This is a genomic window from Schinkia azotoformans LMG 9581 (assembly GCF_000307855.1).
GTDB lineage: Bacteria > Bacillota > Bacilli > Bacillales > Bacillaceae_J > Schinkia > Schinkia azotoformans.
On sequence record NZ_AJLR01000113.1, the window covers coordinates 1 to 17,126 of the forward strand.

Below are 17,126 nucleotides of genomic sequence, written 5' to 3' on the forward strand. Positions count from 1 at the left end.
CCCATCACACGCGACATTACTTGTCAACTAGGTACCAAGCAATCCCGTTCTGAGAAACGACATCGGGTGGTATTTTTTAAGGATGATTATGGCAACGAGATGCGTGTAGTGACTAATTTAATGGACGTAGCACCTGAAGTCATCGCAGACATGTACAAGGCAAGATGGAGAATCGAAACGTTTTTCCGATGGATCAAGCAGAACCTAAATGTTCCTGTTTTATTTGGCACGACTGAAAATGCTGTTTTTAATCAGCTGTTCGCCGCTTTGATTGCTTATGTTTTATTAAAGTGGCTTTATTCAAAGACAGCTGAAGGACGCATATTCAAAAAGTTATCATTTATCTCTTTTCTAAGACAACTGCAAAAAGATAACTTGCCAATTGACTGGCGTTCTGAAATGGCTGTTATTTTAAAAAAATTATAAAGTTCTCCAAGGGATACGTCTGTCTAATTTTGGATAATCAACACTCGTGACGAAATTATAATGAAGTAGAAACAGTGGACGCATAGTTTGGAAGTGAAAATACTTTTAAACTATGTATTTTTTTATAACTTACTTTAGAAGAATAAAAGCGGAATATTCCAATATAAGCAATAAATAGTGTAAAATGCTGTAAGTTCTTATGGTAAAATGAAGATAATTTAAAATAGGGACTTACCTATTAATAGTACGGTATTTATTTTGTTTGGAGGTGGATTAGTGTATGTCACATAACTTTCAATTTTTGGAAAATGATTGGGAAGTTCTTTCTCGAGTGGGTGAAGTAGCCGAACGAAATGTATATCAAAATTCAAATCTTACAATAAGTGAGCTAAGGAAGTTCGCTGAAACTATAACAAAATACATTTTAGCCAAAGAAGAGATTAGGGAAGAGCGTGGAACAACCCAAGAAGACCGCCTGCGAATTCTTTATTATGATCAAACTATACCAAAAGAAATATATGATTTATTTAATACAATAAGAATAAAAGGTAACAAGGCCACTCATGACCTTAGCTATGGTGAAGTAGAAGAAGCTAAGACATTACTACATATGACCTATCGAATTTCCGCATGGTTTATGGAAGTTTACGGTGATTGGACTGTAAAAATTCCAAGCTATCAAGAACCGGCTCCGCATAATGACATCCCAGAAATTGAATTAGATAAAATTAAGCAAGCATATGAAAAAAAGCTTGCTGAAATGGAAGACGAGCTACAAAAGATTCGTTCGGAGCAGCTCTATGTTAAGGATCAAGACAAGCAAAAACGTAAAGAGCAATCTCAAAAGGTGGCAGCAAGCTTTGATCTAAGTGAAGCTGAAACTAGAATGATTATAGATCAGCAATTACAAGATGCCGGTTGGGATGCAGATACGGATAAATTACGTTTCGCAAAGGGAGCGCGACCTGAAAAGGGCAAAAACTTAGCTATTGCAGAATGGCCATTAAAAAAGGGTTTTGCTGACTATGCTTTATTTATTGGGTTGGAATTAGTAGCCATTGTAGAGGCGAAAAAGGCAAGTAAAGACATCCCGGCAGATATTGACCAAGCAAAAGGATACGCCAAACTAGTAGTTCAACATGAAGATGAGATTATCCATGAACCTTGGGGCGATTATTTTGTTCCATTTCTCTTTGCAACCAATGGTAGACCCTATGTTAAACAGTTTAAACAAAAATCAGGTATTTGGTTTCTAGATGCGAGAAAGTCTACAAATCATGCAAGAGCGTTAAATGGCTGGTATTCTCCAGAAGGATTAAAACGATTACTTCAACAAGACATCGATAAATCCGAGGATCTATTAAAAGACGAGAAATTTGACTATTTAAGGTTGCGTCCTTATCAAGTTGAAGCCATTAAATCCGTTGAGAAAGCGCTTGAGGAAAAGAAACGAGAAGTTTTGCTGGCAATGGCAACAGGTACAGGGAAGACGAGAATGGCAATTGGTTTAATCTATCGTTTGATTAAATCAAAGCGTTTTAATCGAATTCTATTTCTTGTTGACCGTTCAGCATTAGGCGAACAAGCAGAGGATGCTTTTAAGGACAGTAAATTAGAAAGTTTCCACACCTTTACTGAAATATATGAACTTAAAGGGCTAACTGAGAAAACGCCTAATCCCGAAACAAAGGTGCATATTGCAACTGTACAAGGTATGCTGAAGCGTATTTTGTATACCGAACAACCTGAGGATAAGCCAAGTGTTGATCAATATGATTGTATTATTGTAGATGAGGCTCATCGTGGGTATACATTGGACAAGGAAATGAGTGAAGTAGAGGTCATAATACGAGACCACAAAGACTACGTAAGTAAGTATAGGCAAGTATTAGATTATTTTGATGCAGTTAAAATAGGCATGACTGCTACGCCCGCACTCCATACTACTGAGATTTTTGGGAAACCGGTATTTACCTATTCCTATCGTGAGGCTGTTGTAGAAGGTTATCTTGTGGACCATGAACCTCCTTATCAATTTGAGACAGCTTTGAAAAAGGCAGGTATCAAGTGGGAAAAGGGAGAGAAAGTAGATGTATATGATACAATTACAGGGGCACTTTCACAAGAGGAATTAGAGGATGAAATTAACATTGAAGTAACCCAGTTCAATACTAAAGTGATAACAGAAAGCTTTAACAAGGTCATTATTAATGAACTAGTTAATTATATTTCACCAGACAATGAAGGGAAAACACTTATCTTTGCAGCTACAGATGACCACGCGGATTTAGTCGTTAATATCCTAAAAGAGGAACTTGAAAATATATATGGACCTATTGAAGATAATGCTGTTATGAAAATAACTGGATCCATAAAAGACCCATTAAATGCAATTAAAAGATTTAAAAATGAACGTCTACCGAATATTGTGGTAACTGTGGACTTATTAACAACAGGAGTGGATGTACCTCGAATTACAAATTTGGTCTTTTTAAGACGTGTTCGTTCTCGTATTCTTTATGAACAAATGTTAGGTCGTGCTACAAGGAAGTGTGATGAAATTCATAAAGATCACTTCAATATCTTTGATGCGGTAGGAATATATGAAGCATTAAAGCCATACACAAGTATGAAGCCTGTGGTTGCGAATCCGAAAATTTCATTAACTCAGTTAGTAGATGAGCTTGAAAAGTTAGAAAATGAGGAACAACTATCAAAACATCAAGAACAGATTTTGGCTAAAATTCAACGAAAGAAACGAAATTGGTCCGAAAAAAATCATAATAATTTTAAGGTGTTATCTGGTGGGAAAACAGTTGAGGAATTTGCAGAATGGGTGAAAAGTCTAAATCCGTCAGACTTGCAAAAGCAATTAAAAGAGTTTAAGTCGATGTTTAGGTACATTGATGAAAATTTAGACCGTGAAAATAAACAATATATCTCAACTCATGAGGATAAATTTTTGGGAATGAAACGAGGATACGGTAATGCAGAAAAGCCGGATGACTATCTCGAATCTTTTGGCCAATTCATAAGGGATAATATGAATGTAATCCCAGCTCTTTTGATTGTCTGTCAGCGTCCTACGGAATTAACAAGAGAAGAACTGAAAAAGCTGCTTTTAGAACTTGATCAAAAAGGTTTTACAGAGAAAAACTTGCAAGCGGCATGGAGAGATGCAAAGAATGAGGATATTGCTGCTGATATTATAGCATTTATAAGGCAGCAAGCACTTGGAGACCCATTAGTCAGTCATGAAGAGCGTATTAAAAATGCCATGAAAAAAATATACCAAATGAAAGCATGGCCACCGGTACAGAAACAATGGCTAGAAAGAATTGAAAAACAATTAATTCAGGAATCTGTTCTTCATCCAGATCCGGAAAAAGCTTTTGAATACGAGCCATTCAAAAGCCGTGGTGGTTTTAAACAACTTAATAAGATATTTAGTGGCCAATTACCTGAGATTGTTCGTGAAATTAATGAGAATCTATATAACTACAAGGAGCAGGCATAAATGACTAACCAAGAAATAGTGCAGAAGCTTTGGAACCTATGTAATGTATTACGTGATGATGGGATTACCTATCATCAATATGTAACTGAATTAACATACTTGTTATTTTTAAAAATGATGAAAGAAACAGGTCAAGAATACATCATTGATGAGAAATACCGTTGGGATGAATTGGTCAAAAAAGAAGGAATTGAACTTAAAGAGTTTTATCGTCAACTGTTGCTAGACTTAGGAAAAGCTGAAAATGAGTTGTTAAAAGAAGTTTATACAGATGCTTCAACCTATATAAGTGAACCAAAAAATCTCGAAAAAATTATCAAGTCTATTGATGATTTGGATTGGTATAGTGCCAAGCAAGAAGGCTTAGGAGATTTATATGAAGGTCTACTTGAAAAGAACGCTAGTGAAGTAAAGTCCGGTGCTGGTCAATATTTTACACCACGAGTTCTTATTGACACCATTGTTAAACTTGTAGATCCAAAACCGGGCGAGCGTTGTCATGACCCTGCAGCGGGTACTTTTGGTTTCATGATAGCAGCAGATAGACATATTCGTAGCAAAACTGACGATTACTTTGATTTATCTGAGGAAGATGTCGAGTTTCAAAAATATAAAGCATTTAGTGGTGTAGAACTTGTAAAGGATGCCCATCGTTTGGCAGTAATGAATGCATTACTACATGATATTCATGGAGAGTTAGTATTAGGTGATACATTATCATCTTTTGGTGAAGGTTTAAAGAATTATGATGTTATCATGACTAATCCACCATTTGGAACGAAAAAAGGTGGAGAAAGAGTCTCACGCACAGACTTTACTTTTTCTACCTCCAATAAGCAGTTAAACTTTTTACAGCATATTTATCGTGCTTTGAAAGCAAATGGAAAAGCTCGTGCTGCGGTTGTACTTCCTGATAACGTATTGTTTGAAGGCGGGGTAGGAACAGAAATTCGCCGGGACTTAATGGATAAATGTAATTTACATACCATTTTACGCCTGCCAACGGGGATATTCTATGCTCAGGGTGTCAAAACGAATGTACTATTCTTTACAAGAGAGAAAACGGATGTAGGGAATACAAAAGATGTTTGGATCTATGATTTAAGAACCAATATGCCTTCTTTTGGTAAACGGAATCCGTTAACTGAGGCTCATTTTGATAAGTTTGTTGAAGCTTATTTAGCAGAAGACCGAACAAAAGTAGAAGATGAACGTTGGAATGTGTTCACTCGTGAAGAAATAGCGAAAAAAGATGACAGCTTAGATATTGGATTGATTGCTGATGAGTCACTTTCGATTTATGAAAACTTGCCAGATCCGATTGAATCCGCGGAGGAAGCGGTAGGAAAGCTAGAACAAGCAATCTTTTTACTTAATGAGGTTATCGCTGAATTAAAAGAAATGGAAGAGCCTACAACCTATGAAGCAACTTCTAGTTCTACCTTAAAAGTGGCAGAAACAACTGAGGTGCTTGAAAAATGATTAAAACAACAAAGAAAAAGCAAAAGACATTAGATTCATTATTAGAAGAAGCATTAATACAGAATGAAGAACTACCGTATGAAATTCCAGACAATTGGGTTTGGGTTAAACTAATAGATATAGTAGATTTCTACAGTGGGTCTGCCTTTCCTAATGATCATCAAGGTAAAATTGACTTAGAGATACCTTTTTTTAAAGTGGGAAGTCTGAAGGATATAGATTCAAATTATTATATTAAGAATACAGATAATACAATTTCTGAAGAAATACGAAAAAAATTAAAAGCAAAACTTGTTCCAAGAAACACCATATTGTTTGCTAAAATTGGAGAGGCTATTAAACTTAATAGAAGAAGTCTAATAGAAAAGCCTTCTTGTATTGATAATAATTTAATGGGAATTAAAGCAAATGAAAAAGTTCTTAATGATAAGTATTTGTTGTTTTGGTCATTAAAAGAGGATTTTTATAAATATTCACAAGCATCTACAATACCATCTATCAGAAAAAGTACACTAGAAAATATTTGTTTTCCTATAGCCCCTAAAGGAGAACAAAAACGTATTGCTAAGAAGATTTATCGACTTTTTGCTAAAATTAATGAAGCGAAACAATTGATTGAAGAAGTTAAGGAGTCGCTCGAAATACGCAAAACTTCTATACTAAGAAGTATAATAGAAGAAGGTAAAGAGGACGCTCACAAAAAAGGTTGGGAATTTAAAACAATAGGGGGTATTTTCCAAATATTTGGTGGAGGTACACCGAGTAAATCAAAAGAAAGTTATTGGGATGGGAATATTCCTTGGATTTCAGCAAAAGACATGAAAACAATATACATTCATGAGACTCAAGACTATATAACAGAGGAAGGGCTAAAAAATTCTTCTGCAAAAATAGCTACTAAAGGTTCTGTTGCTATGGTAGTACGTAGTGGTATCCTACAACACACTTTACCAGTAGCTTATTTAATGACTGATTGCACTGTGAATCAAGACTTAAAGGTGTTTAATTCAGGAGAAGATTTGGTTAATAAATATTTTCTTTGGTATGTTAAGGCATATGAAAAGTATTTATTAGATGAATACTCCAAATCAGGAACTACAGTGAATAGTATTGAATTTGAAAGGTTTAAAACGCATGTTATGCCGATTCCAACAAGAGAAGAAATTGAAAAAAAGATTATTAAGATAGAGTCAATAATTACTAAAGAAAATAATATCGGCAAATATGATCAACAGTTATTAGAGCTTGATAATTTAAAACAAGCCATTTTATATAAAGCCTACCGCGGTAAACTAGGAACAAATGACCCAACAGAAGAAAATGCAATTGAGCTTTTAAAGGAAGTTCTTCAGTCCAAATAAAGCAAAATGAGTATACAACATTTTTGTAACTTATAAATGGGTTGATTCAAAAAAATGTAAAATCAGTATACAACTTTAGTGTTACACAGTTCTGGAAAAAGAACGGTGTTTTGCGCGTTTGACTGGTCTCTTAGTATATAACATTTTTGTTAGTGTACAAGGGTCGGCGGTAAGACAAGGGGTCGGGAACTGTGTCCCATTATTATAGGAAATGACAATGGAGGGCTTTATTTAAATGAAACTTATTAAAGCAAAAGATTATGAAGATTTAAGTAAACTGGCTGCGACCTATTTTATAAAGAAAATTCAATATTCGCCTGCTATGACAATTGGTCTTGCAACTGGGTCAACTCCAGAAGGAATGTATCGGTACCTTGTAAAGGATTACAAGGAAAATCACACATCTTATCGTAACATCACAACTTTCAACCTAGATGAGTATATTGGGCTAGATGGTAGTAATAATAATAGTTACCGGTTTTTTATGAATAATCACCTCTTTAACCATATCGATATTGAAAAATCAAATGTCCATATCCCCTGCGGAACATCGAAGGATAGCTTAGCAGAATGTGCTACATATGATCAATTGATTAAAGAGCATGGGGGGATTGACCTGCAATTGCTTGGCATTGGCGGAAATGGTCATATCGGCTTTAATGAACCGGGCTCATCCTTCCAATCAAGAACTCGTATTGTAGAGTTGACGGACAAAACGCGAAGAGACAATGCCCGATTTTTTAATAATCCTGAAGAAGTACCAACAGAAGCGATTACAATGGGGATGGGGACAATTTTAGAAAGCAAAGAAATTTTAATGCTTATTTCAGGTGAGGGAAAAAGAGAGGCAGCTCGGATGTTACTAAGCGGAAACGTTAATGAGGACTTCCCAGCTTCAGCCCTACACAAACACGCCAATGCAATTGTCATTGCCGATGAAGCAGCATTGACAGATGTACCTGCTGACCTATTAAAAGCATACTTATAATAAACTATTGTGGGACACAGGGAACTGTGTCCCATTTGTTCGCTAAACAAACGTTTAATTAAAAAGGTTAGAAAGGTGAAATGGTCTATTGGCAGAAAAAATAAAGGGGCAGAAGAGTTTCATCTATACCTATATGGGTATATAATATATAATAGAAGTACAAAAGATTTTCTTCATTAAAGTTAATTAAACATAATATACAAGGGGGAATTTAATGTGTCTGATAAATCGAATCAAACAAGGGATTGTGATACAACTGGTTCCTGAGGCATTAACCGACCTAAGGTTTCTGGAGATAGTAAACAGGTTAAAAAACCAATTCCAATATGACCAGGGACATTAGTCTGGCTTCTGGGAGGAGCCATTTACCTAATTTATAAAGCATTTACCTGATCTTGTGCAAAATCACAAAAATTGGTAAGAATAGGAGTGTTTTTTAATGAATCAAATCACAGTCTATACGACAAACACTTGTCCTTATTGTGTTATGATGAAAAACTTCTTAAAGGAGAAGGGACTTCCTTTTAAAGAAGTAAACGTCCAACAAGACCCGATTGCTGCAAACCGTTTAGTAAAAACAACAGGCCAAATGGGAGTTCCTCAAACTGAAATAAATGGGCAATGGGTAATAGGATTTGATCCGGAAAGAGTCCTGCAATTAGTAAAGTAAAAAGGGAGAGCGAATTCTAAAATTTGAAGATTGGAGGGGTACTAATGCTTAAAATTACACATGCAGCGATAGCAGCAATCACAAATGAAGTGCAAAATCTTATTGATGAAGGTAAAAAGCCGTTTATTCGTTTATCTATGGGGATTGGCTGAGGGGGTCCACAGCTTCGTCTGGCTCTGGAAGAGTCAGCTTTAGATAGTGATGAAATCACTGAACAGGATGGAATTCAATTTTTGGTGAACGAAAGAGACAAAGTTTATTTTGAGCATACAAAACTTGATTATGTTAAGACCTTATTTGGAGGCGGGCAGTTTAAAGTCCTTCGAGTGTAGGATTCTGGCAGGAATGGGACACAGGGTCGTGAACTGTGTCCCACTGTCCCATGGGGTGCTGTATCCCATAATAGAACCATTTTCCGTTTAATTAAACGTTTGATTAAATGTGGCGATTATTAATATCCACACTTTATAGTCACTTGAAAATAATCACATAAACAAATAAAATTAAACTAAAGAAAAAATGAAAGTTGGTGATGATGATGGAAAGGATAAAAGAGGAATGGGTGCCAACACGTCAAGCGGAATTTGAAGCTCTAAATGAAGATTTTATTTCGAATAAAGAAATTTTAGATAATATTAAAGAAGCAGAAGAAACGGCCAGAATGAATCTTGAACAATACAAAAAGGCAATTACAGAAAGAAAAGTAAAAAATTATTCAATTGTCCAATTAAAAATGTGGGAAGAAATGGAGCAGTTGAAAAAGGAGAGAAAACTGTGAAATTCGAAAAAACAAGATTGGTTTATGAAGGTACACCTGATGAGTATACTAAATACATTCGTCAGGTTTTTTTATGTTTTGCTATCCATTTTGAGAATGTCTGGAAAGGTTTAGGTCATTTAAAGAAAACTAGAGTGTCAAATTCCAAATGGCATATTTCGTTGGGGGGATATGGAATTATTCATGCGGGTGATGCTCTAAAGCATCATATATATCCTTTAATATTTAAAGATAATTCTGTATTAACTTTAGCACAATCGATTACATATGATAGAGAGGAGTCTGTTTGATTAACGATTCAGTCATTCGTTTCATAAAAGTTAATTCAAGTCAATGTGCAGAATATGTATTTCATTACGATACTGTAATTGACATACCCAATCATTCCGATCATCATCTACAGTTTGAATATAACCGCGATATTCCTACGCCCAGATTTCCAATGGATTCATACAAAGATATTGAATCTGTTCTTGAAATGATTGTAAGAGATGAAATCCTTGGTTAAAGAATATTTAACTGGCACATGAGATAAGCAATTGATCTTGAGCCGTGTCACGGTGACTGGAACTGTGTCCCGTTGTTGCAGCAAGAACCATTTAAGACTGTCGGAAGCATAGTCGGATTGTTCCAAGATAACATGGGTGATGCAAGACAATTATTGGAATCATTGATGAGATTAATAGCAATGCAGAAGTAATTGCAGGAGCATAGAGTTTGCATCATTATGTGAAGACACCTTGAGGAAAAAAGATTATTCAGGGGGTCTTTTTTTTACTCCAAGGCTTTTTGAATGAATTTTGAAAATAGGTCAAAAGGTGAATGATATGTCAATAAATATAAACGAAAGCATTTATCAGTTTATTAATCGTATGGCTGAACAACATCCGGGTCTCCCATATCGCTTTCAAGATGCAACGGTTGCAGGCTCAGTAGAAGCGCGTTATTTTCTTTGGGAGGAGGGGCTGTCAGTTGGAGAGAAAGAGCTATTAGCAATGGGGTTAATGGAGAAAGTAGCAGAATGTGTTGAACAAGCAGATACTGATAGTGAATTACGCACTATACTTGAAGAGAAGCCGGTATTTCTTTATCTTGCGAATTTAACCAACCGAATTAAGTTACTTATATCTGAAAAGCTTATCGATAAAGACAGGCTTTATTCCTTTGCCATTCGTTTAGCGACGGAGAGCGAGTTTGAAGATGAGGTTAAGCTAGGTATGCTGGTGCTTGGTTTTTTTGAAAATGATTTGGTAAGAAAAATCATCAAGATGCTCGGTTATCATAGTGAACTAACAATTTATGCGGTGGAAGCTTCCAAAAATTTTCATGACTACAATGAATTTCTATATGATTTAGCTCAAAATACATGCGGGTATGGGAAATTGGCAGCACTTATAAATTTTGAACCAATTTTTCTACTGCAACAAAAATGGATTTTGGAATATGGTGTGATCAATGAAGCACTCCCTAATATGTCCGCCATTATGTGCTTAGAAAAGGTAGACATGAGAAGGTTTTACCAAAGGCTTGAAATAACAGAGGACGTTTTTTCGAAGTTGTCATACCTTGTTGCTTATGCTGCAGAAACCAATGATATCAAAGTATTCAGCCAAAGTTTAGCTCTTGTTGAAAAATATATAGGTGCTGCTAATAATTACGCAAAGTACTTTATTGACTTGGCTGCCATTATTGCAATTAAAAAGAGTATGGCACCTTACTGGTATCATAGTGGAGAGGATATTAAAAAAGAGAATGGATGGACTAGTAACAAAGAACACGTAATAAGAAACAAGTGCTCTGAACTGCTCAAACAAGCAAAGTGGAGGCAATGTCTTATACAGGAGCTGGATATGCCCTGTCATCAGACAAGCTTAATTATACTTACTATGGAAGAAATCGGCCTAGTGCCCAGTTTTGAAACGCTACTTCCTCTATTACAAAGGGATTTTTTTGACATGAATGTTTTAAAATTTGTATTAGTAGATCATTCAGAACATTATTTGCATGACATTTTCAATTATCTCAGTAAGGTACTCCCTAAGGAAGTTTTCTGTGACGACCCTTTGGAAATCTCAAAGGATAGCATTAGTTCTGAATACAAACCAGATATTTGGCTTGTTTTTCTGCTTAAAGCGCTTCGTAAAGAACGTCAAAATGAGGAAGCATTGTTTATACGCTGTCTGACAAGCCGCTTTCCAGATGTCCGAATTGAAGCAATTCATGCGTTGCGAGTGTTTAAGAGTAATTGGAGTGCATTGGTATTTCCAGCACTAGAACAAGCTTGTGAAGTCGAGCCAGTTAATAATATTAAAAAGCGCTTTCAGCGTCTAATGGGAAAGAATGACGGCGGACAGAAAAAGGAGCAACGCTATATTGATGTTACCGAGATGAAGGTTGCCCCATCATTATGGGATGCGAGCCTATGTACCACAAAGATTGCCGGCACATATTATCGAGATCTAATGGTTATGGAAGGGAGAATAGAGAACGGGGATATTTTATATTTAATAAGGGAGCCGGATAATCCCTATGATTCAAATGCAATTATCGTAACTGCAGAGGATGGTTATGTGCTTGGTTATGTACCAAAAGCAGATAACTTAACGCCTGCTTCAATGATGGATGCAGGAGAAAAATTGTATGCCATTTTTCGAAGCGAGAATTTAGAAAAAGGAAAACCTGATATTCAAATCATGATAAGTAAACGTCCGGAGAAAGCTGGCACATTAGTCCAATTTCCTTTTTCAAAGGTGGGGAAAATAGGGAAGTATCCAAAAGGAGAATAAATATTAAATTGACTGATTTTCAATGTATCGAATAAACTCAAAAAGAAATCCCAAATTTATGTACTTTTTAGTTAAGATAAGAAAAAAGAGAGATAGGTCCAAGGAGGGGGTTCAGATATTTGGCGAAAATAAGATTTCGTTCCGTTTTTATCTGGGGAGCTTGCTCGAAGTTGGACGCAGGACCGGGAGCTGTGTCCCAAAAGAAAATATGTTTGAAAAGAAAGGAAGATAGATTTGAGAATTAGTATTTTAGGTGGCGGAAATGAAGTAGGTGCATCTTGTATCCATATTAATATGGGGGAAACAAATCTTTTAGTTGATGCGGGCATGAGAATGCATGGTGATGACTCACTTCCAGCTCTTGGTATGCTAGAAAGCCTAGGTAAACTTGATGCCGTGCTAATTACGCATGCACATGCTGATCATATTGGGGCGCTTCCAATTGTTCATTCTCTATTTCCCGATATCCCTTTCTATGCAACTCCTCCTACCATAGATTTAATAAAAATAATGATGAAGGATTCTTATAAAATTTTAGAACAACGTTCCTATCAAATGAATACTCTGATGCCTTATACAGAAGAACAGGTTAACAACCTCTTTAACTCTTTACTTCATATTCCAGCAAGTGGCGTTTTACGTATCGGTGATTTAAAAATTACAAGCTTCCGTGCAGGTCATATTTTAGGAGCTGTCATGTTCTTAATAGAAGGAGATCAACAACAACTTCTCATTACGGGGGATCTAAGCTTTCGCGCCGGCAGAACGATTCCAGGGGCGGAAGTTCCTCATCAAGTTAATCCTGATGTAATTGTTATTGAATCAACGTACGGAAATCGCGCCCATACTGATAGAAATACAGAAGAACGCCTTCTCGCAGAACATGTTTCCGAAGTCATTTCTAGTGGTGGATTCGTACTTATTCCTGCTTTTGCACTTGGGCGTGCTCAAGAGGTTCTTTTAGTATTACAAGATTATATGGAAAGAGGACTTATTCCGGAGTTCCCAATTTATGTAGACGGTTTAGTTACCCCTATAAGTAAAATTTATAACAGCTACCCTCAATATTTAAAAGGGCCTGTTGCCCATCGTATTCGCAAAAATGGAGATGTTTTTATTACAGAAGGGCGTGTTAGGGCAGTCAGTCCGAAAGAACGAAATGAAGTGCTTCAAGGTAAACCTGGCTGCATTGTTGCTTCCTCTGGTATGTTGACTGGGGGGGCTAGTTCATGGTATGCAGAACGGCTAATTTCTAATGAAAAAAATGCAATTTTCATAACAGGTTATCAAGATGAAGAAAGCCCAGGCAGAAAATTATTAAACCTTGCTGAAAATATTGAAAATCAGTTAGAACTAAACGGAACAACATATGAAGTCAAATGTCTTGTTAGAAAATATGGTCTTTCTGGACATGCTGATGCAAATGAAATCAACCGTTTCATCCAATCGTTAAAACCTACCTATACATTGCTCGTACATGGTGATGATGATGCAAGGAGTCAGATCGCTAGTCAAATTGATCAACGATTTCGTCCTATTTTAACGGAAAATGGCCAAACCTATTCTTTTGAAAAACGTAGCACTGGCAAAGGGGTAGTGGGGAAAAGATATAAGGTTGATGATGATGGAATAAAGCTTAGAGAAATGATTGGCGGCCTTATTCTTTATCAGCCTGAAAATGAAACCCTATTTAAACTCGTTATTTGTACAGGCATCTATCCAAAAGGGCGTTTGCTAACTTGTCAAACTCTTAAAGGAAAGCAATTAAAGTTGAGTCTAGAGCAAGTAGCCGAAACAATTGGAAACTGGAATCGTTCTATCGAGGAATTGACGGAAGCAGCCAATGAAGTTTTCGAATTTATTGTTCCTTTTCTAGAAAAACTGGACTGGGACATCATTCCTGAGGAGATATTGTCCCTTGAGGCCATTTTTGAAAAGTTTCAGTTAACAGACATTAAGGAAAAGCTTGCCGTAGCTTTAGCATTACAGAGTTTTCCAAGTGATCATTATTTAATACAAAATGGTATAAAATTTTATCGTTTTACTAAGGAGATGAAAAAGCAGCTCCTTCATTTAGATTTACCAATTCAAGGGAAACAGCTTAACCCCACTGCTGCTATGGAAACAGTTAGACAGCTGCTTACATCGAATCGGCACTTTATTCGCTGTGGAGTTGATGATTTAGGGAAAGAAAGTGAAAGATTGACCATCTATTTTGACTTCCCTGATGCCGTCAGTGAACAAGAGAAAGCTGGTATTTCTGAGAAAATTCGAAAAGAAACTGGTTGGAGGATAAGTTTTTCTGAATCTGTTCGCCAAGACCTCTTGCATACACTTCTTGTCAAACTCTTAGGCAGCTCAATAGGTTCACCATCTATTCATTTAAATGAGCGTAAAGTAGTCGTTTCGACAGAAAAACCACAAGGTGAAGAGAAACTAATCCGAACATTTAAGGAGGAAACAGGTTTTGACTTACAATTTAAATATGACAATGCTACTGACCCTGTGAAAATGGGGGATAAAGATATTTTTCAAGTGGATTCATCAATGCCACGTCTAGAAAATAACGCTGCGATGGAAGAAGCGAAAAAATGGGCACGTGAACGTGGCATAAAAATTTACAAAACCAGCTTGAAGGATTACAATGGTGAATCAATGTTAGAGGTGCATTTCATTTCACCAGAAATTGCAATGAGACATGTAATCGACCTTGAAGAACTTTCATACCGGGTTGGAATGCCTGTTACTTTTTCAAAAAATCCAAAGCAAAATGAAATCATTCGCATTACGTTTGAATCAATCCCTAACAATTGGAATTTTAAAAAGAATCCCTCCATTCATATGGATAAAAAGCTAGTTGTTTTAAAATTAACAACCTTTCCCAATGAATTGGAACAAAAGACAGTAAGTGAAAAAATCAATAAAGAAACAGGTTATACTCTGGAAGTGATAGTCTAAATTAGTGGGACACAGGGTCGGGAACTGTGTCCCATCAATATTTTGACATGAGAAAAATGGGGAACACCGCCCATGAGTGTCCCTCATTTTTTGATTATATCTTAAACCTGCTAATAATATTCTGAAGTTTTTCCGCAAGATTTGATAGAGCATTTGCAGACGCTGATATTTCCTCCATCGATGTAAATTGTTCTTCTGCAGAAGTAGCAACATGTTGTGAGTGTACGGATGTCTCATTAGATACATTAGAGATTTCAGTTACAGTACTGGATACTTCCTGAATAGTTGAAGTTACTTCTTCCGTTGTGACTGCCATGTCGTTAATATAGTCAGCCAACTTCTCCATAAAGTGAAGGATCCCTGAAAATCTTTCTTCGGTTTGTTGAACTATATCCAAACCATCCTTAACATCGTATGTTACTTGTTCAATTGATTGATTTGACTGAACCATATCTTGTTGGATATCAAAGATTAATTTAGAAATTTGTGAGGAAGATGTTCGTGATTGTTCAGCTAATTTTCTTACCTCATCTGCAACAACTGCAAATCCTTTCCCATGCTCTCCTGCTCTTGCAGCCTCAATCGCTGCATTCAATGCTAATAAATTTGTTTGTTCCGCTATTTCAGAGATCACATTAGATATATTACCGATTTCTTGTGAACGTCTTTCTAAAGATTTAAGTTTTTCTCCACTTTCAGTTACGGATAGGGTGATAGAGCTAATTTGTTTTACGGTTTTATCAACAAATTCTCCGCCTTCTTTTGCCTTTTGGGTTGCTTGAGAACTGACTGCTGAAATGAAGGATGCATTCTCTGCAATTGATTGCACCCGAATTGCCACTTCATCTAATGAACTCGCGCTCTCTTGCAGACTTACAGACGTACGTTCTACACCACTTGCAACTTGATGAATAGACTTCGTAATTGTTGCTGTTGCTTTATTCGTTTGATCAGCGCTGGCAGTTAATTCCTCAGAAGAAGAAGCAACTTGTTTTGAAGCTGACATAACCTCATTCATCATAGTATTAAGATTCATAGTCATACGGTTATAGCTCCTAGATAATTCTCCTAATTCATCCCCTGAGTGATCTAGAAGTCCCGCTGTAAAATCACCGTTACCTGCTAATTCAAGAGCATTTGAAACAGAATGTAGTCTCTTCTTAATTCTTAATGTATACATAATAACCGCTAGGGTTGAGGTGGCTATTACTATAGCAAGAACGAGTATGAATGTTACTAAAAATCCCTTTACAATTTTTCCAATAATATTTTGCGAAGCACCTACATAAAACATGCCAATGGGATTATCATTTTTATCTAATAAAGGCATATAAGCAGTTTGATATAGTTTACCTGCCACATTAGCCTCTCCATAATAATTTTCAACTTTTTTTAATACTGTTTCCACCACTTCTTTTGAAGCTTTTGTTCCAACAGCACGTTCGTTATTTAAAATAACATTGGTGGCTATTCTAGTATCATCTAAGAAAATTGTTACTGTATCCCCCGTGTCTGCGCCAACTTCATCAACAATTTTGTAGTTTTCATTTATGAGAGTGTTTCCTTTATAAAGTTTATCTCCTTTTACCTCCCATTCACCTGGGTAACCACTATCCAGATAACGGTAGGATAGATTAAGATCGCCTTTTGCCTTTTCTATCGCAAATTCCTCAATCCCTTTTGTAATTTGATAATTAACAACTATGCCAACAATAGCCGACAATGTAAGTATAATAGCAATAACTAATATATTAATTTTTGTACCTAATTTTAGTTTTGCAAAAAACTTCAACATGAAACACCCCAATCCTATATCTATGTATATGGACCAACGTTTCATTAGCAAGAAGCAGGGTCTCTGCTTTACACCAATTTCACATATTTATATTAATATTATCTCTTTTAAAACAACGTGAAATGGATATATTATGTAGATTTCTTGAATTTTATCCGCAACGATTAGTGGAGGAATATTGGGCTATTGTGATTTTTCTTTCAATGAGTAATAAAATAATATCTCAACTTTTGCACCGCCAAAATCTAGAAGTTTGAGTAACTGCTAAACAAACGTTTAATTGAAAGGCTGGAAAGTCTGATAAGTCAATGTTATTAGCTATCCAAAGTTTAAAATTCATAATGGTAAATAGAGAATTATGTGAT

At 36.0% G+C, this 17,126-nt stretch carries 11 protein-coding genes and 1 pseudogene; 11 read left to right on the forward strand and 1 reads right to left on the reverse strand.

Going from position 1 to position 17,126, the window contains the following annotated elements:
- The 11 genes and pseudogenes from BAZO_RS12220 to BAZO_RS12270 all read left to right on the forward strand — a co-directional run.
- A pseudogene (locus BAZO_RS12220) lies at positions 1 to 463 on the forward strand (transposase); the annotation flags it as partial.
- A 243-nt stretch (positions 464 to 706) separates the two neighbouring features.
- The gene (gene hsdR, locus BAZO_RS12225; RefSeq protein ID WP_003331858.1) at positions 707 to 3,943 is read left to right on the forward strand and encodes a type I restriction-modification system endonuclease; all 3,237 of its coding nucleotides are present in this window, start codon (positions 707 to 709) and stop codon (positions 3,941 to 3,943) included.
- Positions 3,944 to 5,425 (forward strand): class I SAM-dependent DNA methyltransferase, encoded by a 1,482-nt coding sequence (locus tag BAZO_RS12230; RefSeq protein ID WP_003331859.1) that lies wholly within the window; start codon positions 3,944 to 3,946, stop codon positions 5,423 to 5,425.
- Complete coding sequence (locus BAZO_RS12235) at positions 5,422 to 6,786, forward strand: restriction endonuclease subunit S (RefSeq protein WP_003331861.1); 1,365 nt, start codon at positions 5,422 to 5,424, stop codon at positions 6,784 to 6,786. Before BAZO_RS12230 ends, BAZO_RS12235 begins: the two co-directional genes overlap by 4 nt.
- Before the next feature lie 235 nt (positions 6,787 to 7,021).
- On the forward strand, positions 7,022 to 7,774 hold the full coding sequence (gene nagB, locus BAZO_RS12240; RefSeq protein ID WP_003331862.1) for a glucosamine-6-phosphate deaminase: 753 nt from the start codon (positions 7,022 to 7,024) through the stop codon (positions 7,772 to 7,774).
- Between the two features lie 439 nt (positions 7,775 to 8,213).
- Entirely contained in the window at positions 8,214 to 8,444 is a 231-nt protein-coding gene (locus BAZO_RS12245) for a glutaredoxin family protein (protein WP_003331863.1), read from the forward strand.
- Between the two features lie 538 nt (positions 8,445 to 8,982).
- Positions 8,983 to 9,222 carry a hypothetical protein gene (locus tag BAZO_RS12250; RefSeq protein WP_003331864.1) on the forward strand — a complete coding sequence of 80 codons (240 nt, stop codon included), beginning with the start codon at positions 8,983 to 8,985 and terminating at the stop codon, positions 9,220 to 9,222.
- Positions 9,219 to 9,512, forward strand: coding sequence for a hypothetical protein (locus BAZO_RS12255; protein WP_003331865.1), 294 nt, complete (start codon positions 9,219 to 9,221; stop codon positions 9,510 to 9,512). The genes BAZO_RS12250 and BAZO_RS12255 overlap by 4 nt, the downstream gene beginning before the upstream one ends.
- Entirely contained in the window at positions 9,509 to 9,730 is a 222-nt protein-coding gene (locus BAZO_RS12260; protein ID WP_003331866.1) for a hypothetical protein, read from the forward strand. Before BAZO_RS12255 ends, BAZO_RS12260 begins: the two co-directional genes overlap by 4 nt.
- 319 nt (positions 9,731 to 10,049) lie before the next feature.
- A complete protein-coding gene (locus BAZO_RS12265; protein WP_003331867.1) occupies positions 10,050 to 12,008 on the forward strand; it encodes an HIRAN domain-containing protein in 1,959 nt (652 codons plus the stop codon).
- 234 nt (positions 12,009 to 12,242) lie between these two features.
- Complete coding sequence (locus BAZO_RS12270; RefSeq protein ID WP_003331868.1) at positions 12,243 to 14,966, forward strand: MBL fold metallo-hydrolase; 2,724 nt, start codon at positions 12,243 to 12,245, stop codon at positions 14,964 to 14,966.
- Positions 14,967 to 15,060: 94 nt separating this feature from the next.
- Here the strand turns inward: BAZO_RS12270 and BAZO_RS12275 are convergent, their stop codons facing one another.
- A complete protein-coding gene (locus tag BAZO_RS12275; protein WP_003331869.1) occupies positions 15,061 to 16,761 on the reverse strand; it encodes a methyl-accepting chemotaxis protein in 1,701 nt (566 codons plus the stop codon).
- Positions 16,762 to 17,126 lie beyond the last annotated feature (365 nt).

Coding starts and splice junctions, on each gene's coding strand:
- hsdR (WP_003331858.1), top strand. CDS start 707: ATGTCACATAACTTTCAATTTTTGGAAAATGATTGGGAAGTTCTTTCT.
- BAZO_RS12230 (WP_003331859.1), top strand. CDS start 3,944: ATGACTAACCAAGAAATAGTGCAGAAGCTTTGGAACCTATGTAATGTA.
- BAZO_RS12235 (WP_003331861.1), top strand. CDS start 5,422: ATGATTAAAACAACAAAGAAAAAGCAAAAGACATTAGATTCATTATTA.
- nagB (WP_003331862.1), top strand. CDS start 7,022: ATGAAACTTATTAAAGCAAAAGATTATGAAGATTTAAGTAAACTGGCT.
- BAZO_RS12245 (WP_003331863.1), top strand. CDS start 8,214: ATGAATCAAATCACAGTCTATACGACAAACACTTGTCCTTATTGTGTT.
- BAZO_RS12250 (WP_003331864.1), top strand. CDS start 8,983: ATGGAAAGGATAAAAGAGGAATGGGTGCCAACACGTCAAGCGGAATTT.
- BAZO_RS12265 (WP_003331867.1), top strand. CDS start 10,050: ATGTCAATAAATATAAACGAAAGCATTTATCAGTTTATTAATCGTATG.
- BAZO_RS12275 (WP_003331869.1), bottom strand. CDS start 16,761: ATGTTGAAGTTTTTTGCAAAACTAAAATTAGGTACAAAAATTAATATA.